This window comes from Burkholderia torrens (assembly GCF_984668525.1).
The window spans coordinates 2861516-2885484 of the sequence record NZ_OZ480212.1 but is presented as its reverse complement, the minus strand read 5'-3'; the positions used below and the strand labels follow the sequence as shown (position 1 = coordinate 2885484).

The window sequence follows — 23969 nt, the reverse complement described above, 5'->3', positions numbered from 1 at the left end:
GCGAGTGGCAGACGCGCGGGTAATGGCCCGCCGTCGGCGCACATCGGCGATCAGAATGCAATCGGCACGCGCAGCGTCATGACCACGTCCGGCGTGTCGCGCGTGAGGCCGGCGCCGATCGAAAGATTCAGCGTGGTCTTCGGCGACAGCCGGTACGAGTAACCGAGGAGCAGTGAGCCGAGGATCACGCGTACCGAGCTTGGAATCGTCTGGCCGTTCTGTTTCGTGGGCAGCACGATGCTTTGGTCGTAGCCGAGGCTCACCGCCGCTTTCTCGTTCAGCGCGAGGCCCATGCCGATATTGAAACCCCAGATGTCGCCGGGCTGCAGTTTTCCGATGAAGTCTTTCTGCCCGTCGCGAATCGTGAGGCTGAGATTGTCGCGGCTGAAGCTGTGCAGATAGCTCAGGTTGCCGAAGAACACGACCGGGTCGGATGGAAAGAGCCACGTGAGGCCCGGCTGGACCGCATAGAAGCCCGAGCCCGTCGGCTGCTCGAGCGGCAGGCCGGTGCCGGTGGCATTGCCGACGCAGCGCGTGACGCAGTCGGTGACGACGTCGAACGGACTCTTGCCGGTGGCGGTCTTGAAGCGCAGCCAGCCGATGTAATAGAACTTGTCGGGGCCACCGGTATTGAACTGATAGCGCAGCGTCATCTCGACGTCGCCGAGGCCCTTGCCGTGGCTGTTGAACGCGTTGTCCTGCGCGGAACCGGTGAAGATCTCGCGGCTGATCGTGTCGTTCGTCGAGTACACATAGGGGACGCGGACTTCGACTTCCATCCGGTTGGTGATCCCGTAGCGTACCGCGACCGCGCCGGTCAGCGTGGTCGTCTTGACTTCCCGCACGTCGACCAGGCCGATCAGCAGCGCGGGGATGATCGTGTAGCCGACGAGTGCGACGCGGTTCGACGACGAATAGTTGAACTGGAGCGACGGCTCGACGACGAACTTGTGCTTCGGCGTCAGCACGCCGGGCTGGTCGAAGATGGGCGCGACGGGCGGCGGTGCGGTTTCCGCCACCGGCGCCTGGCCGACCGGCCGGTTCGGTGGCGCGGCGGGCCCGGCCGCGGATTGCACGTTGCCTGGGGCGTTGCCTGCCGTGCCGGCTGCGCCGCCCGGGGCGCCGGTATCGGCCTGCGGCGCCGCGTCGCCGGAGCCGCCGGCGTCCCCGGTGCCCGTACCGCGCCGGGCCGCGAGTTCCCGGTTGTCCAGCGCCCGGCTCAGGCGCGAGAGATTGGCTTCTTCGTCGGCCAGCTTGCGCTTGAGCGCGCTCAGTTCCTGCAGATGATGATCGACTTCATGGCGCAGTGCGGAAATGTTCTCCTGGGTCGACTGGGCGTCCAGCGACTGCGCCTGCGCCTGGGCCTGAAAGAGCAGCACGCTTGCATAGCTGATGGCATGGATGCAGCGAAATGGCATGCGTTTCACGGCGCGTCTCCACGATCGGGCCTGTGGTTTCTCCCGGGACACACCGACGGCAGGCCGCCGTGCGCGTTGTCCGGGATCGCTTCGCGTCACGATCGGAAGCCAACCAGACAAACCCTCGCTCGTGTACGGCGATCGGCGGTCGACGGTCGACACGGCGACCCCCGTTTCTCGGGGACTTTCGTCATAACCGAATGCACGTTTCGAGCCTGTGCGCGCGGGCCGCGCGGTGTGTTCGTGGCAGTGTTTTCCCGTGTGCCGGCGGACGTTGTTCCGACCGGACGATGCATGGGCCGGCGCGTCAGTGCGGGACGGTTTCGCGGGCACGCGTCGGCGCACCGGTGGTTTCCGTGCGTTGCGCATCCGCCAGAATCAGGTCCGCGCCTTTCTCCGCGACCATCATCGTCGGTGCGTTGATGTTGCCCGACGTGATGTTCGGGAACACCGATGCATCGACGATCCGCAGCGCCTGCAGCCCGTGCACGCGCAGCGATGCATCGACCACCGACGTCGCCGCGTCCGGCCCCATCGCGCAAGAGCCGCACAGGTGGTAGATCGAGCCTGACTGCTCGCGGAAATACTGGAGTATCGCTTCGTCCGAATCGACCTGCGGCCCCGGCGAGATTTCCTCGACGGTCATCGACTTCAGCGCCGGCGCGCGCATCAGCGCACGGATCACCTTGCTGCCCTGCACGGCCTCGTCGAGGTCCTTCTGCGTCGTGAGCGCGTTGATGTGGATCTTCGCGGCATCTTCCGCGCGGTTCGACGCGATCTCGATCGTGCCGCGGCTCGTCGGCCGGCACGGATTGAACGCGATCAGGAATCCGGAGTATGGCTCGGGCTTGATGCTCGCGCGGTCGCTCTTCGGAATCCGGTACGACAGCGGGTTGAAGTAGAGCTGGAGGTTCGGTTCCTGCGTATCGCTCGAGCCGCGGAAAAAGCCGCCGGCCTGGTTCACGCTCATCGCGAGCGGGCCGCGCTTCGTCAGCAGGTAGCGCAAGCCGATCTTCATCTTGCCGATGAGCGTACCCATCTCGTCGTTCAGCGTCGGCCGGTTCGCCTTGAAGTAGAAGCTCACGCACAGGTGGTCCTGCAGGTTGCGTCCGACGGCCGGCAGCGCATGCACGAGCGGCACGCGGTGACGCGCGAGCAATGCCGGATCGCCGACGCCCGACAGCTGCAGCAGCTTCGGCGTATCGACCGCGCCCGCCGCGAGGATCACCTCGCGTGCGGCGACGAGCGTTTCGTCGCCATGCTCGCCCGCGACGACCACGCCCGCCGCACGCGTGCCGTCGAACGTCACGCGCCGCACGAGCACGCCCGAGCGCAGCGTGAGGTTCGAGCGGCCCAGCGCGGGACGCAAGTACGCGAAGCTGCTGGAGCAGCGCTCGCCGTTCTTCGTGTTCAGGTCGTAGATGCCGGCGCCTTCGAACCGCGCGCCGTTGAAATCGTCGGTGCTCGGCAGGTTCAGTTGACTGCAGCCCTTCAGGAATTCGTGGACGATCGGATGCACGTCGGCCTTCATCGACGTGATGTGGATCGGCCCTGTCGAGCCGTGATGCTGCGGGTCGGTCGCGCCGGCCGCGTGCGTTTCGAGCTTGCGGAAATACGGCAGCACGTCGTCATACGCCCAGCCGGGATTGCCGGCGTTCGCCCAGTCGTCGTAGTCGCTGCGCTGGCCGCGCACATAGACCATCGCGTTGATCGACCCCGACCCGCCGACGACCTTGCCGCGCGGGCAGTACAGCTTGCGGTCGGCGAGTTGCGCCTCGGGCTCGCTGTAGTACATCCAGTTGTAGCGGCGGTTGTAGTAGGTCTTCGTGAAGCCGACCGGCACCTTGAACCAGAACGACGCGTCGCGTTCGCCCGCTTCGAGCAGCAGCACCGAGTGCCGGCCCGATTCGCTGAGGCGGTTCGCGAGGATGCAGCCGGCCGAGCCCGCGCCGACGATGATGTAGTCGTAGCTCATGTCGTGTCCTGTGCGCTCAGCCCTTCGCGGGCGCGAGATCCTTCACGTCGACGGGTTGCTCGCCCATCTGCAGGTGCAGCCGCTCGCCCGTGTACGGCGTATGCCGGCGCACGACCTCCATGTCGAGCTCGATGCCGAGGCCCGGCTCGTTCGACGGGACGATGTAGCCGTCTTCCCAGCGGATCGGCGTCTTCACGACTTCGGAATGAAACCCGCCCCACGTCATGATGCTTTCCTGGATCAGGAAGTTCGGCGTGCAGGTCGCGAGCTGGATGCTGGCGGCCGCACCCACCGGCCCGTTGTACAGGTGCGGTGCGATCTGCGCGTAGTGCACTTCCGCGAGCGTTGCGATCTTCTTCGCTTCGAGCAGGCCGCCCACGCGCGCGACGTTCAGTTGCAGGATCGATGCGCCGCCAGCCTGCAGCAGCTTGTGGAATTCGTACTTGGTCGTCAGGCGCTCACCGGTCGCGATCGGGATCGACGTGTGCTTCGCGACTTCGGCGATGGCGTCTTCCTGCCCCGGCGGCACGGGTTCCTCGAACCACAGCGGATCGTACTTCTCGAGCCGCTTCGCGAGCCGGATCGCCGACGACGGCACCATCTGCCCGTGCGTGCCGAACAGCAGGTCGGCCTTGCTGCCGACGGCTTCGCGCACGCGCCGGCAGAACAACTCGCAGCGGTCGAGCACGTCGAGCGACAACTGGTGGCCCGAGTAGGCCGTGTACGGGCCGGCCGGATCGAACTTGACGGCCGTGAAGCCGAGCTTCACGTTCTCGGCCGCGCATTCGGCCGCGAGGTCGGGGTCGTCGTAGTCGTACTCGCCCTTCGCGTTCTTCGGATACAGGTACGTGTACGAGCGCAGCCGCTCGTGGACCTTCCCGCCGAGCAGTTCGTACACGGGCTTGCCGGCGGCCTTGCCGATGATGTCCCAGCACGCCATCTCGAGGCCGCTGACGACGCCCATCATCGTCAGGTCGGGCCGTTGCGTGAAGCCGCTCGAATACGCCTGGCGGAACAGCCGCTCGACGTGGTGCGGGTCGTGGTTCAGCAGGTAGCGGTCGAACACGTCGTCGATGATCGGCGCCATTGCCTTCGGGCCGAACGTCGCCGAATAGATCTCGCCGACGCCTTCGATGCCGTCGTCGGTCTTCAGCTTCACGAAGATCCAGTACATCCCGCCGACATGCGGCGGCGGCACGGCGACGATATGGGTTTCGAGCGAAACGATCTTCATGCGGACTCCTGGATGCGGTCGAGGCGGGTTTTGAGGTACGCGGCGGCGCCCGCGCCGCAGAGCGCGATCGCCGCGATATAGCCGAAATAGAGCTGGTAGCCGTGCGCGCCCGGGTACGTCTGCGTCACGTAGCCGTTGATCAGCGGCACGAACACGTCGGGCGAATAGCCGAGCACCGAGATCAGGCCGATTGCGAGACCCGCGCAGTGCGTCGGCACCTTGCAGTCGTCGAGCAGCGACCAGTACAGGCCGCGGATCGCATAAGTCAGGATGCCGATGAACAGCACGAGCACGACGAGCATTGCCTGCGGGCTATGCGCGGGCGCTGCGATCAGCCCGACCAGCGACAGCGCGGCGAGCACGAGCGCCCAGAACAGCACGGACACCTTTGACACACGGTCGCCGAGGAAGCCGCCGCCGATGCCGCCGACCGGCCGCATCCACAGCTTGAGCGTCGTGATGAAACCGGCCGCCGTCGCGCTGAGTCCGAAATTGCCTTCGTGCAGGTACGCCGAGAAGCTGTAGGTCGCCCAGAACACCTGGTAGCCGCAGAACACGATCGCCGCGACGAGCCACAGTTCGGGAATCGCCGCGAGCGTCTTCAGATCGCTCAGGACATTGCCCTTCGCGCGCTTCGTGGCCGCTGCACGGTCGCCGGTGCGCGACGGATCCTTCACCAGTGCCAGCAGGATGCCGAGCGCGATGCAGCAGAACGCGTACAGGTGCACGACGAGCTTGAAGCCGGCTGCATCGGTGCCGCCATGCGTTTGCGTCACGTACGCGAACAGCGTGATCGCGATCGTCGCGAGCAGTGCCTCGACGAGCCCGCGACCGCCGTCGAGCAGCCCGAAGAAGCGGCCCTGTTCGTCGGAGCCGGCGATCATGTTCACGCGCTTGATCACGGCCGCCCAGAACGTGAGGCCGGTGGTCAGCCCCCAGCCGCCGAAGATCAGCACGAGCGTGTTGAACGACGGCCCGGTCGCGTAGACGAGCCCGAGCGCACCCGTCGCGAGCAGCGAGAAGCAGATCAGCCAGCGCGGCGACAGGCGGTCGGCGAGCCAGCCGCTCGGCAGATAGCTGACGAGAAAGATCGTGCCCAGCGACGAGTACAGGTAGCCGAGCTGCACGTCGTCGATCCGGAAGAACTGCAGCATCGTCGGCTGGTACACCTGACGCAGGTACAGCATCGGGTAGATCGCGCCCGCGGCGATCACGAGCAGCAGCAGTTGCAGGTAGCGTTGCGCGCGGGCGGGCTGCGTCGCGTGCGCGTTGTCGTGCAACGCGAGCGATGCGGCTGGTGTCGACGGTTGGGTCGGCATGATGTCTTCCTCCATCAGACTTCCTTCGTCAGGAAGCCTGCAGATTTGTTTTGTGTGGGTTCGTCGGGTCAGGGGTGGCGCGCGCGGCGTGGTGTCGTGACGCGCGCGCCGGAAATGGTGCGTCGGCTTTGCGTCAGTACTTCATGACGACGAGGCGCGTCTGCGTGAATTCGAGCATCCCGTGCTTGCCGTCGTCGCCGCCGAGGCCAGAGCGCTTCCAGCCGGCGTGGAAGCCCTGGTACGGGTCGGCCGGCGTGCGGTTCACGTACAGCTCGCCAGCCTCGATCGCGTTTGCGACGGTCATCGCGGTGCGGTAGTTCTCGGTGTAGAGCACCGACGACAGCCCGAACTGGTGGTCGTTCGCGAAGCCGATGGCTTCGTCGATGGTCCGGTAGCGCAGCACGGGCATGATCGGGCCGAAGGTTTCCTCCTGAACGATCTCCATGTCCTGCCGGCAGTTCGTCAGCAGCGTGGCCGGGTAAAAGAAGCCGCGGCCGTCGGGGATCTTCCCGCCGGTTTCGAGCGTCGCACCGGCCGCGACCGCGCGTTCGACCATGCCGTGGATGTGTGCGCGCGCCGACGCGCTGACGAGCGGACCCATCCGCGTCGCGTCTTCCGAGCGGTCGCCGCTGCGCACGGCCGCCATCTTTTCCTTCAGCAACGCGACGAAGCGGTCGTGCACGCTGTCGTGCACGTACACGCGCTCGATCGCCGTGCACAGCTGGCCGCTATGGGTCGTCTTCGACGCGACGAGCGCGGCGGCCGCGCGTTCGAGATCGGCATCGGGCTCGATGATCGCGGGCGTCTTGCCGCCGAGTTCGAGCGATGGCTTCGCGATGTTCGCCTTGCAGTAGTCGAGCACCTTGCGGCCCGCGTTCACGCTGCCGGTCAACGTGATCATGCCGACCGCCGGATGCGTGCACAGCGCCTCGGCCGTCGCGTGATCCATCGTCAGGATGTTGACGACACCCGACGGGAAGCCCGCATCGTCGACGGCCTTGGCGATCTCGAACGCGGACACCGGCGTGTGGTTGCTCGGCCGCACGACCACGGTGTTGCCGGCGATCAGCGCGGGCGCAACCTTGCGCAGCAGCGTGTAGACGGGATAGTTGAACGGGATGAGGCACGCGACGACGCCGATCGGCTCGCGCTGCAGGAACAGGTTCTCGTCGGGCGTGTCGCTCGGGATGATCTCGCCCTCGATCCGGCGCGCCCACTCGGCGTGGTAGCGCGTGATCTGGCCGGCATAGACGGCTTCGTTCGACGCGTCCTCGACGCTCTTGCCGGATTCCTGCGCGAGCGCCGCGCCGATGTCGGCCGCGCGGGCGGTCAGCGCGTCGGCGAGGCGGTGCAGACAGGTCGCGCGCTCGGCGCTCGGCAGCTTGCGCCATGCCTTCTGCGCGGCCGCCGCGGCCTCGACGGCAGCGAGTGCGTCTGCCGGCGTGGCGGCCGGCACGCGCGCGAACGGCGCCTCGGTGGCGGGATTGTGGACGACGATGAACGCGTCGCTTTGGGGGGCGACGAAACGGCCGTTCACGTAGTTGCGTTCGGTGCGCATGAAGTGACTCCTCCGATGAATGCAGGCGGATCGCTTCGGATGGCGACACGCGCGGTACGGGACGGAGTCATTCTGTTCATGCATTTAGTGCACGACAAACGACTTATTTTCGTGTCGGGCATGAGAAAAACGCACGTTACTCGGTGAATCGACCGGATTCTCCCGTCCGGCAACGCGATTGCGGCCGACGACGCACGCGGCGCAGGCGCCGGCCTTCGGGTATTTTCCGACGGGTCCGAGTGCGGACGGGCGCCGGAGCGGGTAAGGTGTTGCCCGCGATTGGCGGTAGCAGGCTGATCGGGGCCGGGAGGAGCGGCTCGGCTCGCGTGCTAGGTCAGCGGCACCTGCGGCAGCGGCGACGACGGTTCGAGGTGGCGTTTCGCGAGCCAAACTTCCTGCTGGAGCCAGTCGCGGAACTGGACGATGTGCGGCAGGTTCGTCTGCTCGGGACGCGTGACGAACCAGTACGACTGATGGCCGTCGACGTGCACGTTGAGCACTTGCATCAGTTGCCCGGTGGCGAGCTCGCGCGCAACCATGTGGCGGTCGGCGATCGTGATGCCGAGACCGTCGATCGCCGCGCGGATCGCATGGTCGAGCAGGTCGAATTCGTAGCCGCCGCGCGTGTCGACGTCGGCGATGCCGGCCGCCTTCAGCCAGTGGTGCCAGGTCAGGTAGCGCTGGTCGTCGGTCGCGAGCACGTGCAGCAGCGTGAAGCGGTTCAGGTCGATCGGCGCGCCGTCCTGCCGCAGCCGCGCAACCAGCGCGGGCGCGCAGACCGCGATATGCTGCTCCTGCATCAGCAGCGCGTTGTCGAAGCCGTCCCATTCGCCGTCGCCGAACCGGATCGCGCAGTCGAGCACGCGGGATTCGCCGAGGCTGTCGTGGATCCGCGTCGTGAGGCTCAGCTCGAATTCGGGATGCGCGTCGCGCAGCCGGCCGAGGCGCGGCATCAGCCAGCGCGCGGCGAAGGTCGGCGGCACGTTCGCACGCAGGCGGTTCAGGTGGGTTTTTTCCTGCAGGCTGCGCACGGTCAGCTCGATCTTGTCGAACGACTGCTGCAGCGCGCGCAGCAGCACGCGGCCGGCCGCGGTCAGTTCGAGCTGGTGATGGCGGCGCTCGAGCAGCGTTTCGCCGAGTTGGCCTTCGAGCTGGCGGACCTGACGGCTCACCGCGCTCTGCGTCACGTTGAGCAGTTCGGCCGCGCGCGTGAAGCTGCCGGTGCGGCCGGCCATCTCGAAGGCTTTCAGCGCATTCAGCGCCGGCATCTTGCGTCTCACGGGGCGGTGTCGAGTCTGGTGCGGGATGCTCATTGTAGGCGGGAGCCTGGCGCCGCGGGGATGATGAATGACGCGGGGGAGGGCGCCGGACCTCGGGTTTTCACGGCATGACGGCCGGCGCGCTTTTCTGCGATAAAGCTGCCCGCAGGATGGCCGGCGGCGGCGCCCGGCAACAAAGCGAACGATACGAACGAGACGAAAGAAGGGGACACACATCATGCGACGCCTGCCATCGTTGATCGCGCTGCGATTTTTCGAGGAGACCGCGCGTCACCTGAGCTTCAATCGCGCGGCGGTTTCGCTGTGCGTGACGCAAGGCGCGGTGAGCCGGCAGATCCGGCTGCTCGAGGAGGCGCTCGGCGCGCGGCTGTTCGAGCGCGATCACAAGGGCGTGCGCCTGACCGATGCGGGCCAGCGGTTGCTGCCGTTCGTCGGGCAGGCGTTCGACACGATCGAGCGCGGCGTCGACGAAATCGCGGCGACGCGGCCGGGGGCGAAGCGGCGCCTGACGGTGTCGCTGCCGCCGACCTTCGCGACGCAGTGGTTCTCACCGCGGCTCGGCACGCTCGCGGAGGCCGTGCCCGACGTCGAGCTGTCGATCCGCACCGAGCCGGCCGACGATTGTCATTGCCATATCCGCTTCGGGCGCGCGGCACGTGCGGGGATGCAGTCGGAACTGCTGATGATGGAGCGGCATGCGCTCGTCGGCGCGCCGCGCTATCGCGGCGACGCGCTCGATGTGCTGCTCGGCCGGCTGCCGTCTCTGCATGTGCTGCATGAAGGCAAGCGCCTGACGCTGTGGGCCGACTGGTGCGAGCAGGCGGGCGTGCCGGTCGAGCGGATCGGCGACGGCATCGAGTTTTCCACGCTCGAGCAGGCGATCCGCGCGGCGCGCAAGGGCGCAGGGCTCGCGGTGGTCGACCTGAACATGATCGAGGAGGAGATCGGCGAGGGCAGCCTCGTGCGGTTGTCGCCGGTGCAGCCGATCGGGCCGTTCGGGTATTGGCTCGATGTCGAGCCGGAGAGTGTCGCGGTCGAGCATGTGGTCGCGTTTGCCGCGTGGTTGAGGGGGCAGGTGGTGAGGCGGGGGTAGGGGCGTAGACAGTGCGGTACGTGACTGATCGTTCCATGGAGCCGATCGATTCTGTCCGCATCTGTCGTGTATTGCTTCCGGCCTCTGTCAGTGTAAAAGATCGTTACGAGCTGGAGAGCGGCCCTATCGACGTCGAATCGAGCCGAGCCGTCGCTTTCCGTCGCCTCGGGTTACAGATTGGGGTCTAGCCCGAAGTGCATCAGTGTTTCGCGGCGACAACGCGCTTGTGCGTCGGCCATCGTTATGACCTGCAGTTTGCTCTTCGAACGATCGATGCGCCCCTCGGTGAAGACTTTTTTGTGCGGCGGTAATGCCGGCTTGCCAGCCGGTTGCGCGCTGTATTCGACCGCGGGCGAAAGCGCCCCCTGCGCTTGACCGTGATGACATACGCTCGCGACGAGTTCGCCCATGAGCAGCCGGATTTCCGCGAGACGAACAGGGCGATTCTCATTCATCGTGCGACTGCGCCGGGCTACCGGCTTCGCGATCCGGAAGCCGGCGATCGGACGGTGCTTTTCGGTCATTCGTAAATTCCTTTCTCGATCAAGTAATTCTGCAACGCCAGCACTGAATGGCCATGCGGTGCAACTTCGAATGTCATCCAGCGATGTGACCCGACGACTCGCCAGAAGTCTCGCCCGAATCGTGTCGCGTAGAGTGCGCGTAGTGAACGAAGTGAATAGTCCGCCAGACCGACCGGATATCCCGGGAAATACTGGAACAGTCCAGCCTCGTCACCCTGCCGATTTGGAATGGGGGCATCGAAGCCGAACCTGGGCCATGCGTAGTACCCGTGGAGCCGCGGCCCGCCGGGTTCAGGTGCGGCTTTGCGACCGCCTATCGCAAAGGCAATGATTCGGGCAATCCCCAACCTATCGCATGCTCTGACGATCCGCCATAGCATTACTGCACCGAGCCCGGTGACAGCATCATCGACAAGATCGATGGTTCCCAGTTCGAGTATGAACTTGTCCCGGGTGTTAAGCACGGCGACGCGATTCTCGGACAGTATCAACTCAGGGTGCGTGACGCTGAACGTCAACCTGTTCGTGCTGTCGAGATATGCCTGAATGTCCGACCCTGCAGGTGCCCCGCACAACGAAACCAGCAGATCGTCGGAAACGTCGCCGTCCACGCCGAGCAATGCAGCGATATCGAGATCGTTTCGATCGACCGCGAGCCGATCGTCGAAGTACATCGTCTCGTAAGGCAGGACATGGCTTAGGTCGACACGCTGGGCGGGCATGGCTGTGGTGGGAGAGCGGAAAGTCCCCAGCATATCGTCGCGGATGCAGTTCGGAGAGTCCGCCGAACGGCCAGTGCGAGGCGGAATATTCGTGTCCGTGCTCAGCTTGATGCCCCCTCGAACGTCGGCAGCGCCACGCGGCTGTTCGGTTCGTAAAACGACAGAACCCATCCGCGCCCGTCGCGCGCGACAGCAGACTCGGCGAACACGTCGGCATCGGCGGGATAGACCGTCAGGCCGGGTTGAGCCGCGACGATCTTTTCAATCATGATCGGCGTTCGCACGGTGAGGGTTCCGCAAGCCTGCCCTTGCGCGAAAGCCGGACGAATGCCCGCGCCACTGCGCGACCGATCAGCGTCCCGTTCCATTCCATCCATCCGATCGGCGGTAACCGCATGCGTACCGATCCATCCGGAGATCGTCTTCTTGATAATAGTTAATAGCCACGCTACGCTTCGTGCATCGAATTCATTGCGGTCGGGAGGTCGACATGATCAGTGCGGAACTGGGGCAGCAACTGGAGGCTTACGTCGCGAAGCTGGTCGAGTCAGGGCGTTACGGGTCCAAGAGCGAAGTGCTTCGGGAAGGCGTGCGGCTGATCCAGGATCGCGAGGCACAACTGAATGCGCTGGATGCGGTGATCGCGCGCAGCCTGTCGGATGCGGAAGCAGGACGCGGCGCCGATGCGGCAGAGGTCTTCGATCGTCTCGAGGCGAAGTATCGGGCCCAGGCGGATCGCCAGGCGTGACAACCGTGCGAGTGTCCGATTTTGCGATTGCCGAACTCGAAGCGATCGCCGATTGCATCGCACGCGACAATCCGCAACGCGCCATGACGTTCGTACGGGAAATCCGCGACAAGTGCCTGAGCCTCGCCGCGATGCCGCTGGCTTTTCCGCTGGTGCCGCGCTTCGAGCGTCACGGTGTGCGGCACCGCGTGTACGGCAACTATCAGATCTTCTATCGAGTCGTCGGCGATCCGCCGGTGCGGATCGACATTCTTCATGTCCTGCATGGCGCGCGGGACTACGCATCGATTCTGTTCTGAGCCACCGCGAAGCCCATCGTGTCCGAAAGGCACGAACCCGGCCGTGGCCGGGTTCGTGCGTATCGCGTTCGGCTATTGTCGCCGCGCACCGCCAGCCTACCGATGCGAACGCGTCGCTCGCGGTGAAGCCGGCGGGCATGAACCCCGCCCCCACCCTCAATGCCCCGACGCCTCCTCCAGCGTCAGATGCTTCGTCTCCGGCGCCCACGCGATCGATACGATCATCCCCACCAGCAGCACGCCGGCCAGCGCGAACATCGTCGCGTGGAACCCGAGCGTCGCGATGCCGACCGGCAGCAGGAACGTGCCGATCGCCGAGCCGAGCCGGCTGCACGCGATCGCGAGGCCGACGCCGCATGCGCGCACTTCCGTCGGGAAGCACTCGGGCGGGAATACGCCGACGAGATTGCTGAACGCCGACATCGTCAGCGTGAAGACCGCGAATGCGACGATCATTGCGAGCGCTGCCGACGACGGCAGCACCGCGAGCGCGACGAGCGATGCGCACGTCACCGCGAACGAGCCGATCAGGAATCCGCGTCGCGACAGCCGGATCGTCAGCCAGATGCCGATCAGCGCGCCCAGCACGAGGAAGCCGTTCAGCAGCAGGTCCGCGCCGAAGCCTTCGGCGAGGCCGATCGTCGTCAGGATCGTCGGCAGGAACGTGTAGATCGCGAAGTACGGAATCACGAGGCACACGAAGAACGCGCAGTTGAAGAGGGTTCGACGGATCAGGTCGCGCCGGAACAGTCGCGCGAAGCCCGTGTTCGCGTGCGGCTCTGCCGAGCCGTCGAGCATCACGTGCGGCCCGAAATGCTTCGCGACGATCGCGCGTGCTTCCTGCACGCGGCCCTTGCCGAGCAGCCAGCGCGGCGATTCGGGCGTGCCGATCCGCAGCACCAGCACGATCAGCGCGGGCAATGCGGCCGACGCGAGCAGCCAGCGCCATGCATCGGGTGTGACGTCGCTGTACGTGAGGCCCAGCACGTTCGCGGCCACATAGCCGATCGTCCAGATCACGCTGAACGAACCGAGCAGTGCGCCGCGATGCTTGCGCGGCGAGAATTCGGCGAGAATCGCATGGCCGACCGTGAAGTCGCCGCCCATCCCGAAGCCGATCAGCACGCGCAGCACGCACAGTTCGAGCGGCGAGCTCACGAAGCACTGTGCGAACGCGGCCGCCGTGATGATCACGAAGCTCGTCAGGAAGATCTTCTGCCGGCCCATCCGGTCGGACAGCCAGCCGAACACGAGGCTGCCGAAGAAGATGCCGATCAGCGCCGAGCTGCCGATCATCCCCATCCAGAACGCGTCGATCGGCATCTGCTTGCCGAGCGCGGCCAGTGCATAGCCGATCGTGCCGAGCGTGTAGCCCTCGGTGAAATGCGCGCCGAACGTCAGGCCGGCGATCTTCACGTGGAAACGGTTGAGCGGCACGTCGTCGAGCGCGACGGGGTGGTGCGGCGCATCGGCGCCGCGCGACAGCGGCAACGCGCGCGCGGTGCCGGATTGAACGTTGGCTTGGGTCAAGCTGCCTCCTGGATTGTTATGCATGCGGCGCACGGGCGTCGGCCGACGCCGCGTGAGCCGTGCGAGGCGCCGCGCGGCCGGGCGGCGCGCGGCGCGGATCGACCGCGGGGAGCGGTCAGCGGCCGAGGCCGGCCATCAGCGTGTACTTGAGTTCCACGTATTCGTCGAGGCCGTACTTCGAGCCTTCGCGGCCGAGCCCCGATTGCTTCACGCCGCCGAACGGCGCGACTTCGGTCGAGATGATCCCGTCGTTGACGCCGACCATCCCGCTTTCCAGTGCGCCCGACACGCGCCATGCGCGGCCGAGGTCGCGCGTGTAGAAGTACGCGGACAGCCCGAACGGCGTGTCGTTGGCCGCCGCGACGGCTTCGTCCTCGGTCGCGAAGCGGAAGCAGCCGGCGACGGGCCCGAAGGTTTCCTCCTCGGCGATCAGCATGTCGAACGTCATGCCTGCCAGCACGGTCGGCTCGTAGAACGTGCCGCCGAGCGCGTGACGCCGGCCGCCCGTCAGCGCGTGCGCACCCTTCGCGATCGCGTCGGCCACGTGCCGCTCGACCTTGTCGAGCGCCGCTTCGTTGATCAGCGGTCCCTGGTCGACTTCACCGGCGAGCGCATTGCCGACGCGCAGCGTGCGCACGGCATCCGCGAGCTTGCGCGTGAACGCGTCGTACACGCCGTCCTGCACGAGGAAACGGTTCACGCATACGCAGGTCTGCCCGGTATTGCGGAACTTCGACGCGATCGCGCCTTCGACTGCCGCATCGAGATCGGCATCGTCGAACACGATGAACGGCGCATTGCCGCCGAGTTCGAGCGACAGCTTCTTCAGCGTGTCGGCCGATTGCTTCGCGAGCAGCTTGCCGACGCGCGTCGAGCCTGTGAACGACAGCTTGCGCACGACGGACGAACCCGTCAGCGTCTCGCCGATCGCGACCGCATCTCCCGACACGACGTTGAACACGCCGGCCGGCACGCCCGCACGCTCGGCCAGCACCGCGAGCGCGAACGCCGACAACGGAGTCTCCTCGGACGGCTTGAGCACCATCGTGCAGCCGGCCGCGAGTGCGGGGCCGGCCTTGCGCGTGATCATCGCGAGCGGGAAATTCCACGGCGTGATCGCCGCGACGACGCCGACCGGCTCGCGCGTGACGACGATCTGCGCATTCGGCTTCGGACTCGGAATCACGTCACCATACATGCGCTTCGCTTCTTCCGCGAACCATTCGAGAAAACTCGCCGCGTAGGCCACTTCGCCGCGTGCTTCCGCGAGCGGCTTGCCTTGCTCGCGGGTCAGCAGCTCGGCGAGCGCATCGCGGTGTTCGAGCATCAGCTCGCCCCAGCGCTTCACGCGGGCGCCGCGTTCCTTCGCGGTCAGCGCGCGCCATGCGGGAAACGCGCGCGCGGCGGCGTCGATTGCGCGCTGGGTGTCGTCGGCGCCGCCTTTCGCGACCTTTGCGATCGTCTCGCCGGTCGCCGGGTTCAGCACCGGATAGGTCGCGTCGCTCGCGCCGTGCGGTTCATGCCATTCGCCGCCGATGTAATGGCCGGTTCTCAGAAATTCGTTCATCGTGTTTCGTTCCCTCAGTGCTTCAGCCAGCGGCGAAACTGCCGCGCGCCGGGCGCGACTCGCGTGCGATGCGCTTGCCGGCCGTGTAGTCGTTGATCAGGTCGCACGGCGTGTAGTTGCGCTCCAGTTCGTGCAGCTCTTCTTCGGTGAGCTTCGTTTCGAGCGCGCCGAGCGCGCTGTCGAACTGCGCGACGGAATCCGCGCCGACCAGCATGCTCGCGATGCCGGGGCGGCTCAGCACCCACGCCTGCGCGATCTGCGCGGGCGGCACGCCGCGCCGCCTCGCGACCGACGCGACCGACGCGGCGATCGCGAGCGAAGATGCATCGCCGTACATCTGCGCGGTGAAGAAGTCGGTCTGGTTGCGCGTCGATCGCGGCTCGCAGGTGAGCAGGCCGCGCGCGAGCGGGCTGAATACCGACACGCCGACGCCCTGGTCGATGCAGTACGGCACCATCTCGCGCTCTTCCTCGCGATACGCGAGGTTGAGCTGAAGCTGCATGTTGATCGGCTTGTCCCAGCCGTTTCGTTCGCATGCCTGCATGATCTTCGCGAACTGCCACGTGTACATCGTCGAGACGCCGATGTAGCGCGCCTTGCCCGCACGCACGATATCGTGCAGCGCGCTCATCGTTTCCTCGACGGGCGTGTTCACGTCGAAGAAATGCAGCATGAAGATGTCGACGTAATCCATTCCGAGGCGCTTAAGCGAGCCGTCGATACCGTCGAGCACGTGCTTGCGCGAATGGCCGCCCGCGTTCGGATAGCTGCCCATGTCGTAGCCGACCTTGGTCGTCACGACGAGCTCTTCGCGGCGCGCGTTGCGCTTCAGGATGCGGCCGACCACTTCTTCTCCGACGCCCGTCGAATAGAAGTCGGCGAGATCGATGAAGTTGACGCCGGCGTCGAGCGCGCGGCGCACGATCGGCTCGCTCTGCGCTTCGTCGAAGATCCACGGCTTCCATTCGGGCGTGCCCATGTTCATCGTGCCGAGACACAGGCGGGACACCTTCAGGCCGGACTGGCCGAGGCGGACGTATTCCATGCTTCCTCCTGGTGCGGCCTTGCCGGCCGCTCGTTGTCTGTCAGTTCTTCTTCGGCGTGTAGAACGGGTTCGACACGTCGCGTGCGGCGGCGAACACCGCGTCGCGACGCGGCAGCCCTTCCATCGCGGCGACGATCGCGTTGCGGCACGCTCGGTAGTTGTTCTCGAATACGGCGTCGAGGTCGTCGGTCTGCGGGTTGACCCAGTTCGCCGACACGACGACCCAGTCGTTCTCCGCTTCGGGCGGCAGCGTGCCGTTCTCGAGCGCTTCGGCGACGGCCTTCGCGATGCCGGCCTGCGACGCGCCCCACGTGGCATTGCCGTGGAAGTCGCCGGCGATCTGCGCCTTGTTCACGTACAGCGTGAGCGGCTTGGTCGGCACGCCCGGTTGCGCGATCACGACGAACGGCGCATGGCCGGCCGACGGCGTCGCGAGCGCGGTCGCGAACGCCTGCCCGGCCGGGCCGTTGCGCGGGCCGACCAGCACGTTGATGTGCGCGAGGTTGACGCCGGGGCCTTCGAAACCTTCGCCGATGTAAAGCTGCCTGGATTGGGATGCGGTCACTGCGGTGTCTCCTCGATGAAGTTGGGTGTGAGGCGATTGTGGTGGGCCGCGACGCGGCGGGTGAATCGATGTTTTCTGATCGAGGTATGAGTTTTCGTCGTCTCCGGGATTGCCCCGAGCCTGGCGCGCAAACGCCCGCCGGGCGGGCCGTGGCCGCCGTCGTGACGGCAGGCGCGGCGGGATCGGCGGATGGGCGTTCGCGTTCCGGCTCCGGGTTTGTCATACCCGGGCAGGGGTTGGAGGGCCGCGTGCATCTGGACAACAATCGGCGTACTCCGAGCCCTATCTTTCGTCTTCCCTTCCATTTTCGAAAGCGAGTAATTTCGATGGCTGCGATTCAGAAGCCCGATTGGTCGAAGCTCAGTTCCCTCGATCCGGAACTGATCCGCGCATTCGTCGCGGTCGTCGAAAGCGGCGGCTTCACCGCGGCTGCCCGGCAACTGCATCGCACGCAGTCGACGATCAGCCTGCGCATCCGCACGCTCGAGGAGCGGCTCGACACCCACCTGTTCATGCGCAACAGCCGGCGGCTCGAGCTGACGCGAGACGGCGAGAATTTCCTGATCCACGCGCGGCGGATCATCCAGGTCCAGAACGACGCGATCCTCGCGCTGAAACAGGCGAGCAGCGACCGCGGCGTCGTGCGCTTCGGGTTGCCGGAGGACTACGCGGAGCTGTGGCTGCCCGACCTGCTGAAGTCGTTCTATGCGATGCGGCCGGGCGCGCGCCTGCACGTGCATTGCCGCATGTCGCTCGAGCTGCTCGAACGGCTGCAGGCCGGCGAACTCGACGTCGCGCTCGTCGTGCGGCACGGGCCGAATGCGGGCGGGCGGCTGCTCGGCCGCCATGAGGTCGTGTGGGCCGCGCACCGGGATTTCGCGCTCGGTGCGCACGCATCGGTGCCGCTCGCGCTGTTTCCCGAGACGTGCTGCTACCGGCAGCGCGGGCTGCAGGCGCTCGCGACGTCCGAGCGGTCGTGCCACGTCGTCTATACGAGCCAGAGCCCGACCGGCATCAAGATCGCGGTGAACCACGGCGCGGCCGTGACAATGATCGACCGCTGCACGCTGCCCGAGAACTGGCGCGTGCTCGACGAAGCGGACGGCTTTCCGCCACTGCCTGCGGCCGATCTCGAACTGCATCGTTCGCCCGGCATCTGCGATCCGCTGACCGACGATCTCGTGTCGCTGATCGAATCGATGGTCGACGAGCAGCGGCGCGCGTCGCTCGAGGCGTTCGTGTAGCGGGGCGGCGGCGCGGCACGCAGGGCGGGCCGGTTCATTCGGGGCCGGATCCGTGCGGCGCATGGTGTCCCGCATGCCGTTTTTTGCGTCGGCGCGGCATTTTTTTGCACGACGTTTATGCGGTCTCTTCTAAGCTGGGGACGTGTCGAACAGCCGAGACGGCTTCCGTCCGCTCCATGACCTTCATTCATCCCGTTCCCGCCTTCGATGTCGCCGGCCGCCAGTTGCGCGCCGGTGCACGCACCAACGTCATTCCTTTCCCGCCGCCGCGCCCGCGCCTGCAGTTGCCCGTCACGCTGACGGCCGACTCCGGCGAACACGCGCGCGCGCGGCTCGCGGCGCTGCTGCATTCGCCGCTCGGCGTGTATGTCGTCAGCGCCCGCGCGGTGCGCGACGTGATCCACGTTCACTTCGAGATCGCGCCGGAAGACCTGGACTTCACGCTGCACATGCTGATCGCGCAGCAGGCCGATGCGGTGATCGGGCCGGTCGCGCGCCGGTTGCGTGTCGGGCCGCGGGCCCGGTGAAACCGGGAACGATCATTGCTCGTTCGCAGATGGTTCGTGCGCCGCGTCGTACGCGGCGCGACCCCCTGAATACGGAGTGTCCATGTACGTCCCGGAAGAAGTGCATGTCGCGCGGCCGGCAAGCCGCCGCGCGCGGACGGCGTCGCTGCCGTCGGGCCAGCAGCTCGCGCGTCAGCTTCTGACGACGGTACGCGTGGCCGAATTGTTGCTGCATCAGTCGATCGCCTTGCCTGCAAGGCATCAGTGGTCGGTCGACACGGAGCGGGTCGATGCGATCGGCGGGCCGCTCGCGGCCTGGGAGACCTGCGTGACCTGGCGGATCGGCAAGGTATTCGGTGCGGCCGTCAGCCCGGCCGCGCGCGTCAACGATCCCGTCCAGGTCGCAGTCGAGATCCGGCTTTACCTGCCCGAACAGGAATATGTGGCCGAGCGGCGCGTGAGCATCTTCGGCCGCCGCCATGGCCACCGGTTCGGTGCGACGCTGTCGGTCGCGTCGGGTCCGCAGTGGGGCTGGCAACGGGCCGAGCACATCGCGCCGGAATACCGGCACGTACGCGGCGACACGCTCGAGGCGCTCGTCGATGCGGTCGCCGCGAACGTCAACGCGGCGCTGGCCGCGGCCGGGTTCGGCGCGACGCGCTGATCAGGCGTCGCCGGCCTGCCCGGTTTGCCGCTGCAGGTCTTCCATCAGCTGTTCCGCGAGAAAGTCGCACGGCGGCCGCTTCGATTTCGTGCTGCGTGCGAGGATCAGTTCGAGCGGCGGAAGGTCGGGCAGCCCGTGCGAGCGGCCGAGCATCGACAGTTGCGCGGGAATCGCGCAGCGCGCGAGCGGCGCGACCGCGAGGCCGGCTTCGACCATGCTGAGCAGCCCGAGCAGGCTCGGGCTTTCATAGGACGTGCGGTACGGCACCTTCGCGCGTTCGAGGCTGCGGATCGCGTTCTCGCGCGCGACGCTGCCCGGCATGAACACCGCGATCGGCAGCGGCCGTTCTTCCCAGACACGCGGCCCGTTCGTCATCGCGGCCCACGCCATCGGCTCGTGGCGGATGAAGTCGCCGGTCAGCCCCTTGATGCGGGTGCCGCACACGAGATCGACGGTGCCGTCCTTGATCAGCGGCGCGAGCGCGCTGCTCGGCAGCCCCATCACCTGGATCTCGACCTTCGGGTAGGTCGCCGAGAATTTCTTCAGGACGGAAGGCAGCAGCGACGACGCATAGTCGTCCGGCACGCCGATCACGACCTTGCCGGTCACCTCCGGCCGTACCACGGCCGCCCATGCCTCGTCGCGCAGCGCCAGCATTCGTCTGGCGAATCCCAGCAGCACCTCGCCCTCGCGCGTCAGCACGATGCTGCGCGGCTTGCGCATGAACAGCGGCCGGCCGATCGCGTCTTCCAGGCTCTTGATCTGCATGCTCACAGCCGACTGCGAGCGGTTCACGGCCTCGGCCGCGCGGGTCATGTTGCCGGTCTCCGCGACGGCGACGACGGTGGCCAGCACGTCGTGATCGAGCATCTTCATCGGTATCAGGAAAACTGAACGTAACGATCAGCATTATGCGTTTTTATTGTTGCTGTGTGTCTGCCATAGTGCGATCACGCTGGCGTTCGCCCGAGGGCGGCGCGGCGTTCAGGTCGGCCGGTCCGGCGTGCAGCACTGAACAAGGAAGCGTGGTGTATCGATGATCGACCATCCGTTGCGCGCCGCACTGGCCGCGGAATTGCATGCCCGGCCGTTCCTGCGGCTCGCCGAAGCCGTGTCGCTCACGCATTACGCGATCTATGCGGACGGCCAGCCCGATATCCACGAAACGCTGCTGCACGCGCTGTGCCGCGATACCGGCATTGCCGCGCCGCACGAAGGCGCGACGCACTACGCGGTGCAGTCGCCGTGCGGCTGGCACCTGAAGTGGGAGCGCCATACCGAATTCTCGACCTTCACGTTCGTCGCGCCGCGCCGCGATACCGGCTATTTCGACGATCTCGCGATCGAGGGCATTCCGCCCGCGTGGTTCGCGCGGCTGGCCGGCATCCGCTTCGTCGCGGTGCGGATGGAACTGCTGTCGGGCGAGGCCGCGCGGCTCGTGTGCGGCGACCTGCGCCGCTGGATCGATGGGCCCGCGCTCGTCGGCAGCAGCGTGCTCGGCGGCGGCAAGGTGTTCTGCGACTGGCATGTACGTGACGACGGTTTCATGCGTTTTCTCGTCGTCGACGAGGATTTCCGCGAGGAGCAGGGCGGTCGCCTGCTGCAGCGCCTGTATGAAATCGAGACGTACCGGATGATGGCGCTGCTCGCGCTGCCGGTCGCGCGCCGGATGAGCCGCGAGCTCGACGAGATCCACGCGGCGCTGCACGCATTGATGCAGCGGATGGACGCGAGCAGCGCCGACGGCGACGACACGGCGCTGCTCGTCAAGCTCACGCATCTCGCGGTGCGGGTCGAGTCGCTGGCAGGGGCCGGTGCGCGCTTCAGTGCGTCGCGCGCGTACGAAAAGCTCGTGCTGGCGCGCATCCACGAGTTGCGCGAGGAGCGGATCGAAGGGATGCCGACGATCGCCGAATTCATGGAGCGGCGCTTTGCACCGGCGATGGAAACGTGTCGCAGCGTATGGGCGCGCCACGAGCAGATCGCCGCGCGGATCGCCCGCGCGGTCGACTTGCTGCGCACGCGCGTGAACCTCGCGCAGGAAAAGGACGTGACGCGCCTGCTGGCCGGGATGGAGCGTACCGCGCGCAACCAGCTTCATCTGCAGCACGCGGTCGAAGGGCTGTCGGTGGCGGCTATTTCGTACTACGTGCTGTCGCTCGCGACGGCGGCGTTCAAGGCGCTGCACGTGATGAACCTGCCGGTCGATCCGGAACTGGCGGAAGGTTTGCTGATCGCGCCTGTCGTGTTCGCGGTGATTCACATCACGCGGCGCACGCGCGCGCAGCTCGCGCGATCGGAAGCCGCGCATGACGGTGCGCCCGTGCAGGCGGCAGTGTTGAAGCAGGTCGGTTAGACCCTCAAAAACATAATCAAGGAAAGGAGTGGAGATGACTTTTTCGCAGAATCAAGCGGGCTTTTACAGCGGTTTCGACGCGGCGTTCGACGAGCCGGCACCGGACGATGCCGGTGTGCCGGAAGCGGCGCGCGTGACGTCGTATCAGGCCGTGCTGCAGGAACCGATGACGTCGCTCGTCGGGAATACGCTCGACCGGCCGGATGTCGCGGCGGTAGCGATTCTGGGGTACAACTGACGCCCGACGCGGGAGCGTGAGTTGCCCGGCCGCGTGCGGCCGGGTGGTTTGCTGACCGAACCGAAGGGTGATGCTCAGTCGCCGGAGAGATCGCCGATCGACGCGCCGTGAGGAATCTGGCCGGACGTGACTTGCCGGACGTATTCGTCTTGGGCGTCCTTGATGTTCTTGGAGATGTTGCCGAGGACTTTCTTGATGTAGTCCTTGGCGGCGTCGGTCTGGCGAGCCATCCAGCCTTTCTCTTCGATTTCGCGAAGCGTCATGAACACGCCGTCGCCGAGTGCCACGTTGTTGAGTCGCGTGATCGTGTTATGCACGAAGTTGTCGAAGAACGCGATCACTTCCGGCGTCAGCTTTGGCGGATGTACCCATGCGGTGGCCAGTGCGCGCACGGTCTTGTCGGAGATGTCGTCGACTGTCCGGCGCTCGCCGAAGGTGAACTGCGGAACCTTTGAGTTCGGATCCTGGCTCTTGTAGTACCAGTCCCGGCCTTCGTAGTTGGGCAAGCCGCCGCCGTGGGGGAATACCGCGTTGTAGACGTCGGCGTCCACGGTGTTGATGAACAGGCTGTTCCCCGTACTCTCATGCGCTGTACGATCGTGGACGTAACGTGCCCATGACACGAACAGCTTCTGGTGCTCGAGGAAATGCGTTTCGAGTGGGCCGTTCGATTTCGGCAGCATCGCGGTGTAGGCCGCGAAGAGGTCGTTGACGGTCAGGTTCTTGCCGTTGACATTGACGGTCTTCTGGAAATCGAACTCACGTGCTACGCCTGGATTCGTTTGGCGAAGTTGCGAAAGCGGCTTTAACGGCACGCCCGCCGCCCAAGCTCGATCGAGCATGTTTCGGGCAGACACACGAGCCAGTTCAGCCGACTTTTGATCTTCTCCTTCTTTAAATCCTCCTCCTACATCGGACTGACTGCCCGGGTAAACGATTTCGAGCAGGTTCGCGTGGTCAGGTGATTTCCTCGGGGAATCCAGGTTCTTGTAAAACCGTAGTTCTGTCGCGGCAACGTGGTGAACAATCGCCTTGAATTCCTTCTGGAGGTCATATTCTCCAAGCGTCTGTTTGGAAAGACTGAGGAACATTCCCAGCCCCTTGATGGAGAAGCTAATGGCTTTTCCTTCAGCGGGCACGACTCCCAGGACAGGGGCGACCACCTTGGTGAAAATCGAATCGGCATAGGAAGTCGCGACGCAATCGAAGAGACCCATGAAGTCGAACTCGACGGGTATTCCCTTGTACGTTATCTTGCCGCCTTCCTGTTTGCATATCTTCCCGATCAGTTCATTCGCAAATTTTCGGGCAAGAATGCCGCCACGGTCATACCCGAAAACCGCAACTCGAATGCGCTTGATTTCGCGTGGATCCTTCTGGGCACGTTCAACGTTGGCCTTGAAGTCTGCGATCGCCTGCATGAAACGGACATTGAAGCCTGTTCCCATATAGCCCGACGCATACTCGTTGTCACGTACCGGTTGAACTGAATCCGCAAGGATGCCAACGCCTGCAGGGAGAAGATCCATGCCGACCTTCTTGAGGGTCACCGACTCCTTTAGGTTTTGCTTGATGGTTTCGGGGGCTTTATTGATACCTTCGACGATGGCGGAATAACCGCGAGCTACGAGTGTCTTGCCGGCAGGACCATCAAGGGTAGCCTTTCCAATGCCGCTTGCGACCTTTTTCGCCGGATCTTTTACGAATTTCCCTTCAGCCTCTTTGACGAGAGCGGATGCCGTATCACTTGCCGCTTTTCCGACCACGCCGACTGTTTGATTCGACAGATCGCGACCCATTCCTTCGTAGTACATTGCATAGATTCCGAGGCTGTTGTCAGTTTCCTCATGAGCTTTGAAGAGGCGAGCAATGTTTGAAAGGCGATCTTCATCTTGAAGACTTTGCGCGAAGCCGTCGAAGAAAAAGCTCTGATAGATCTCTTGATGGCACCGAAAGCAGGGAGTGGGTGTTTCGGATGGGCGCTGTGCGCTGACGCTCGCGGCGCGTGCGGCACGTGCGGCACCGGACCCCTTTTCCGATGAAGCGGGCTGGGCCCCTTGGGCAGCTATTGTGTCGTTAGGCAT

At 65.6% G+C, this 23969-nt stretch carries 23 protein-coding genes; 8 read left to right on the top strand and 15 right to left on the bottom strand.

The features are described from left to right. Positions 1 to 50: 50 nt before the first annotated feature. From AC5LXX_RS29235 to AC5LXX_RS29210, 6 genes are all read right to left on the bottom strand, one after another. Positions 51 to 1427 (bottom strand): acetate kinase, encoded by a 1377-nt coding sequence (locus AC5LXX_RS29235; protein WP_493412047.1) that lies wholly within the window; start codon positions 1425 to 1427, stop codon positions 51 to 53. A 298-nt stretch (positions 1428 to 1725) separates the two neighbouring features. Next, positions 1726 to 3393, bottom strand: coding sequence for a GMC family oxidoreductase (locus AC5LXX_RS29230; RefSeq protein WP_493412046.1), 1668 nt, complete (start codon positions 3391 to 3393; stop codon positions 1726 to 1728). A 16-nt stretch (positions 3394 to 3409) separates the two neighbouring features. Next, the gene (locus AC5LXX_RS29225; protein ID WP_493412045.1) at positions 3410 to 4627 is read right to left on the bottom strand and encodes a mandelate racemase/muconate lactonizing enzyme family protein; all 1218 of its coding nucleotides are present in this window, start codon (positions 4625 to 4627) and stop codon (positions 3410 to 3412) included. Continuing rightward, entirely contained in the window at positions 4624 to 5946 is a 1323-nt protein-coding gene (locus AC5LXX_RS29220) for an MFS transporter (RefSeq protein ID WP_493412044.1), read from the bottom strand. The genes AC5LXX_RS29225 and AC5LXX_RS29220 overlap by 4 nt, the downstream gene beginning before the upstream one ends. A gap of 133 nt (positions 5947 to 6079) precedes the next feature. Beyond that, a complete protein-coding gene (aldA, locus tag AC5LXX_RS29215; RefSeq protein WP_493412043.1) occupies positions 6080 to 7504 on the bottom strand; it encodes an aldehyde dehydrogenase in 1425 nt (474 codons plus the stop codon). 329 nt (positions 7505 to 7833) lie between these two features. Beyond that, positions 7834 to 8772 carry a LysR substrate-binding domain-containing protein gene (locus AC5LXX_RS29210; RefSeq protein WP_493413438.1) on the bottom strand — a complete coding sequence of 313 codons (939 nt, stop codon included), beginning with the start codon at positions 8770 to 8772 and terminating at the stop codon, positions 7834 to 7836. Positions 8773 to 9001: 229 nt separating this feature from the next. Between AC5LXX_RS29210 and AC5LXX_RS29205 the strand changes: the two genes are divergently transcribed. After that, positions 9002 to 9877, top strand: coding sequence for a LysR family transcriptional regulator (locus AC5LXX_RS29205; protein ID WP_493412042.1), 876 nt, complete (start codon positions 9002 to 9004; stop codon positions 9875 to 9877). Between the two features lie 170 nt (positions 9878 to 10047). On the opposite strand, the gene AC5LXX_RS29200 is transcribed toward AC5LXX_RS29205, so the two are convergent. From AC5LXX_RS29200 to AC5LXX_RS29190, 3 genes are all read right to left on the bottom strand, one after another. Then, positions 10048 to 10401, bottom strand: a complete 354-nt coding sequence (locus AC5LXX_RS29200) for a hypothetical protein (RefSeq protein ID WP_493412041.1) — start codon at positions 10399 to 10401, stop codon at positions 10048 to 10050. Beyond that, positions 10398 to 11075 (bottom strand): hypothetical protein, encoded by a 678-nt coding sequence (locus AC5LXX_RS29195; protein WP_493412040.1) that lies wholly within the window; start codon positions 11073 to 11075, stop codon positions 10398 to 10400. Before AC5LXX_RS29195 ends, AC5LXX_RS29200 begins: the two co-directional genes overlap by 4 nt. A gap of 149 nt (positions 11076 to 11224) precedes the next feature. Then, a complete protein-coding gene (locus AC5LXX_RS29190; RefSeq protein ID WP_493412039.1) occupies positions 11225 to 11491 on the bottom strand; it encodes a hypothetical protein in 267 nt (88 codons plus the stop codon). A gap of 122 nt (positions 11492 to 11613) precedes the next feature. Between AC5LXX_RS29190 and AC5LXX_RS29185 the strand changes: the two genes are divergently transcribed. Together AC5LXX_RS29185 and AC5LXX_RS29180 are read left to right on the top strand one after the other, a co-directional pair. Next, complete coding sequence (locus AC5LXX_RS29185) at positions 11614 to 11871, top strand: type II toxin-antitoxin system ParD family antitoxin (protein ID WP_071333298.1); 258 nt, start codon at positions 11614 to 11616, stop codon at positions 11869 to 11871. A gap of 5 nt (positions 11872 to 11876) precedes the next feature. Beyond that, positions 11877 to 12170 carry a type II toxin-antitoxin system RelE/ParE family toxin gene (locus AC5LXX_RS29180; protein WP_493413437.1) on the top strand — a complete coding sequence of 98 codons (294 nt, stop codon included), beginning with the start codon at positions 11877 to 11879 and terminating at the stop codon, positions 12168 to 12170. Positions 12171 to 12326: 156 nt separating this feature from the next. Here the strand turns inward: AC5LXX_RS29180 and AC5LXX_RS29175 are convergent, their stop codons facing one another. The 4 genes from AC5LXX_RS29175 to fae all read right to left on the bottom strand — a co-directional run bounded on the left by AC5LXX_RS29175 (position 12327) and on the right by fae (position 16877). Continuing rightward, positions 12327 to 13700 (bottom strand): MFS transporter, encoded by a 1374-nt coding sequence (locus tag AC5LXX_RS29175; RefSeq protein WP_493412038.1) that lies wholly within the window; start codon positions 13698 to 13700, stop codon positions 12327 to 12329. A gap of 115 nt (positions 13701 to 13815) precedes the next feature. Beyond that, positions 13816 to 15267, bottom strand: a complete 1452-nt coding sequence (locus tag AC5LXX_RS29170) for an NAD-dependent succinate-semialdehyde dehydrogenase (protein ID WP_493412037.1) — start codon at positions 15265 to 15267, stop codon at positions 13816 to 13818. A 22-nt stretch (positions 15268 to 15289) separates the two neighbouring features. Continuing rightward, positions 15290 to 16312, bottom strand: coding sequence for an aldo/keto reductase (locus AC5LXX_RS29165; protein WP_493412036.1), 1023 nt, complete (start codon positions 16310 to 16312; stop codon positions 15290 to 15292). Positions 16313 to 16352: 40 nt separating this feature from the next. Then, a complete protein-coding gene (gene fae / locus AC5LXX_RS29160) occupies positions 16353 to 16877 on the bottom strand; it encodes a formaldehyde-activating enzyme (protein ID WP_493412035.1) in 525 nt (174 codons plus the stop codon). A 326-nt stretch (positions 16878 to 17203) separates the two neighbouring features. Here fae and AC5LXX_RS29155 point away from each other — a divergent pair, with 326 nt between their 5' ends. The 3 genes from AC5LXX_RS29155 to AC5LXX_RS29145 all read left to right on the top strand — a co-directional run bounded on the left by AC5LXX_RS29155 (position 17204) and on the right by AC5LXX_RS29145 (position 19291). Next, positions 17204 to 18121: a LysR family transcriptional regulator gene (locus AC5LXX_RS29155; protein ID WP_493412034.1), complete on the top strand. Its 918-nt coding sequence runs from the start codon at positions 17204 to 17206 to the stop codon at positions 18119 to 18121. Positions 18122 to 18297: 176 nt separating this feature from the next. Further along, complete coding sequence (locus AC5LXX_RS29150; protein ID WP_493412033.1) at positions 18298 to 18648, top strand: hypothetical protein; 351 nt, start codon at positions 18298 to 18300, stop codon at positions 18646 to 18648. Between the two features lie 82 nt (positions 18649 to 18730). Beyond that, entirely contained in the window at positions 18731 to 19291 is a 561-nt protein-coding gene (locus AC5LXX_RS29145; protein ID WP_493412032.1) for a hypothetical protein, read from the top strand. On the opposite strand, the gene AC5LXX_RS29140 is transcribed toward AC5LXX_RS29145, so the two are convergent. Beyond that, positions 19292 to 20167, bottom strand: a complete 876-nt coding sequence (locus tag AC5LXX_RS29140) for a LysR family transcriptional regulator (protein WP_124456650.1) — start codon at positions 20165 to 20167, stop codon at positions 19292 to 19294. A 160-nt stretch (positions 20168 to 20327) separates the two neighbouring features. Between AC5LXX_RS29140 and AC5LXX_RS29135 the strand changes: the two genes are divergently transcribed. Continuing rightward, complete coding sequence (locus tag AC5LXX_RS29135; protein ID WP_493412031.1) at positions 20328 to 21647, top strand: DUF3422 family protein; 1320 nt, start codon at positions 20328 to 20330, stop codon at positions 21645 to 21647. 34 nt (positions 21648 to 21681) lie between these two features. Further along, positions 21682 to 21885 (top strand): hypothetical protein, encoded by a 204-nt coding sequence (locus AC5LXX_RS29130; RefSeq protein WP_124702055.1) that lies wholly within the window; start codon positions 21682 to 21684, stop codon positions 21883 to 21885. A gap of 74 nt (positions 21886 to 21959) precedes the next feature. Here the strand turns inward: AC5LXX_RS29130 and AC5LXX_RS29125 are convergent, their stop codons facing one another. Continuing rightward, a complete protein-coding gene (locus tag AC5LXX_RS29125; RefSeq protein WP_493412030.1) occupies positions 21960 to 23969 on the bottom strand; it encodes a T6SS phospholipase effector Tle1-like catalytic domain-containing protein in 2010 nt (669 codons plus the stop codon).

Excerpts from the sequence above, each read along its gene's own strand:
- AC5LXX_RS29125 (WP_493412030.1), bottom strand. The coding sequence starts at position 23,969 with ATGCCTAACGACACAATAGCTGCCCAAGGGGCCCAGCCCGCTTCATCG.
- AC5LXX_RS29155 (WP_493412034.1), top strand. The coding sequence starts at position 17,204 with ATGGCTGCGATTCAGAAGCCCGATTGGTCGAAGCTCAGTTCCCTCGAT.
- AC5LXX_RS29185 (WP_071333298.1), top strand. The coding sequence starts at position 11,614 with ATGATCAGTGCGGAACTGGGGCAGCAACTGGAGGCTTACGTCGCGAAG.
- AC5LXX_RS29210 (WP_493413438.1), bottom strand. The coding sequence starts at position 8,772 with ATGCCGGCGCTGAATGCGCTGAAAGCCTTCGAGATGGCCGGCCGCACC.
- AC5LXX_RS29130 (WP_124702055.1), top strand. The coding sequence starts at position 21,682 with ATGACTTTTTCGCAGAATCAAGCGGGCTTTTACAGCGGTTTCGACGCG.
- AC5LXX_RS29150 (WP_493412033.1), top strand. The coding sequence starts at position 18,298 with ATGACCTTCATTCATCCCGTTCCCGCCTTCGATGTCGCCGGCCGCCAG.
- AC5LXX_RS29200 (WP_493412041.1), bottom strand. The coding sequence starts at position 10,401 with ATGACCGAAAAGCACCGTCCGATCGCCGGCTTCCGGATCGCGAAGCCG.
- AC5LXX_RS29230 (WP_493412046.1), bottom strand. The coding sequence starts at position 3,393 with ATGAGCTACGACTACATCATCGTCGGCGCGGGCTCGGCCGGCTGCATC.
- AC5LXX_RS29195 (WP_493412040.1), bottom strand. The coding sequence starts at position 11,075 with ATGTACTTCGACGATCGGCTCGCGGTCGATCGAAACGATCTCGATATC.
- AC5LXX_RS29205 (WP_493412042.1), top strand. The coding sequence starts at position 9,002 with ATGCGACGCCTGCCATCGTTGATCGCGCTGCGATTTTTCGAGGAGACC.
- AC5LXX_RS29220 (WP_493412044.1), bottom strand. The coding sequence starts at position 5,946 with ATGCCGACCCAACCGTCGACACCAGCCGCATCGCTCGCGTTGCACGAC.
- AC5LXX_RS29225 (WP_493412045.1), bottom strand. The coding sequence starts at position 4,627 with ATGAAGATCGTTTCGCTCGAAACCCATATCGTCGCCGTGCCGCCGCCG.
- AC5LXX_RS29145 (WP_493412032.1), top strand. The coding sequence starts at position 18,731 with ATGTACGTCCCGGAAGAAGTGCATGTCGCGCGGCCGGCAAGCCGCCGC.
- AC5LXX_RS29170 (WP_493412037.1), bottom strand. The coding sequence starts at position 15,267 with ATGAACGAATTTCTGAGAACCGGCCATTACATCGGCGGCGAATGGCAT.
- aldA (WP_493412043.1), bottom strand. The coding sequence starts at position 7,504 with ATGCGCACCGAACGCAACTACGTGAACGGCCGTTTCGTCGCCCCCCAA.
- AC5LXX_RS29135 (WP_493412031.1), top strand. The coding sequence starts at position 20,328 with ATGATCGACCATCCGTTGCGCGCCGCACTGGCCGCGGAATTGCATGCC.
- AC5LXX_RS29165 (WP_493412036.1), bottom strand. The coding sequence starts at position 16,312 with ATGGAATACGTCCGCCTCGGCCAGTCCGGCCTGAAGGTGTCCCGCCTG.
- AC5LXX_RS29190 (WP_493412039.1), bottom strand. The coding sequence starts at position 11,491 with ATGGAACGGGACGCTGATCGGTCGCGCAGTGGCGCGGGCATTCGTCCG.
- AC5LXX_RS29140 (WP_124456650.1), bottom strand. The coding sequence starts at position 20,167 with ATGAAGATGCTCGATCACGACGTGCTGGCCACCGTCGTCGCCGTCGCG.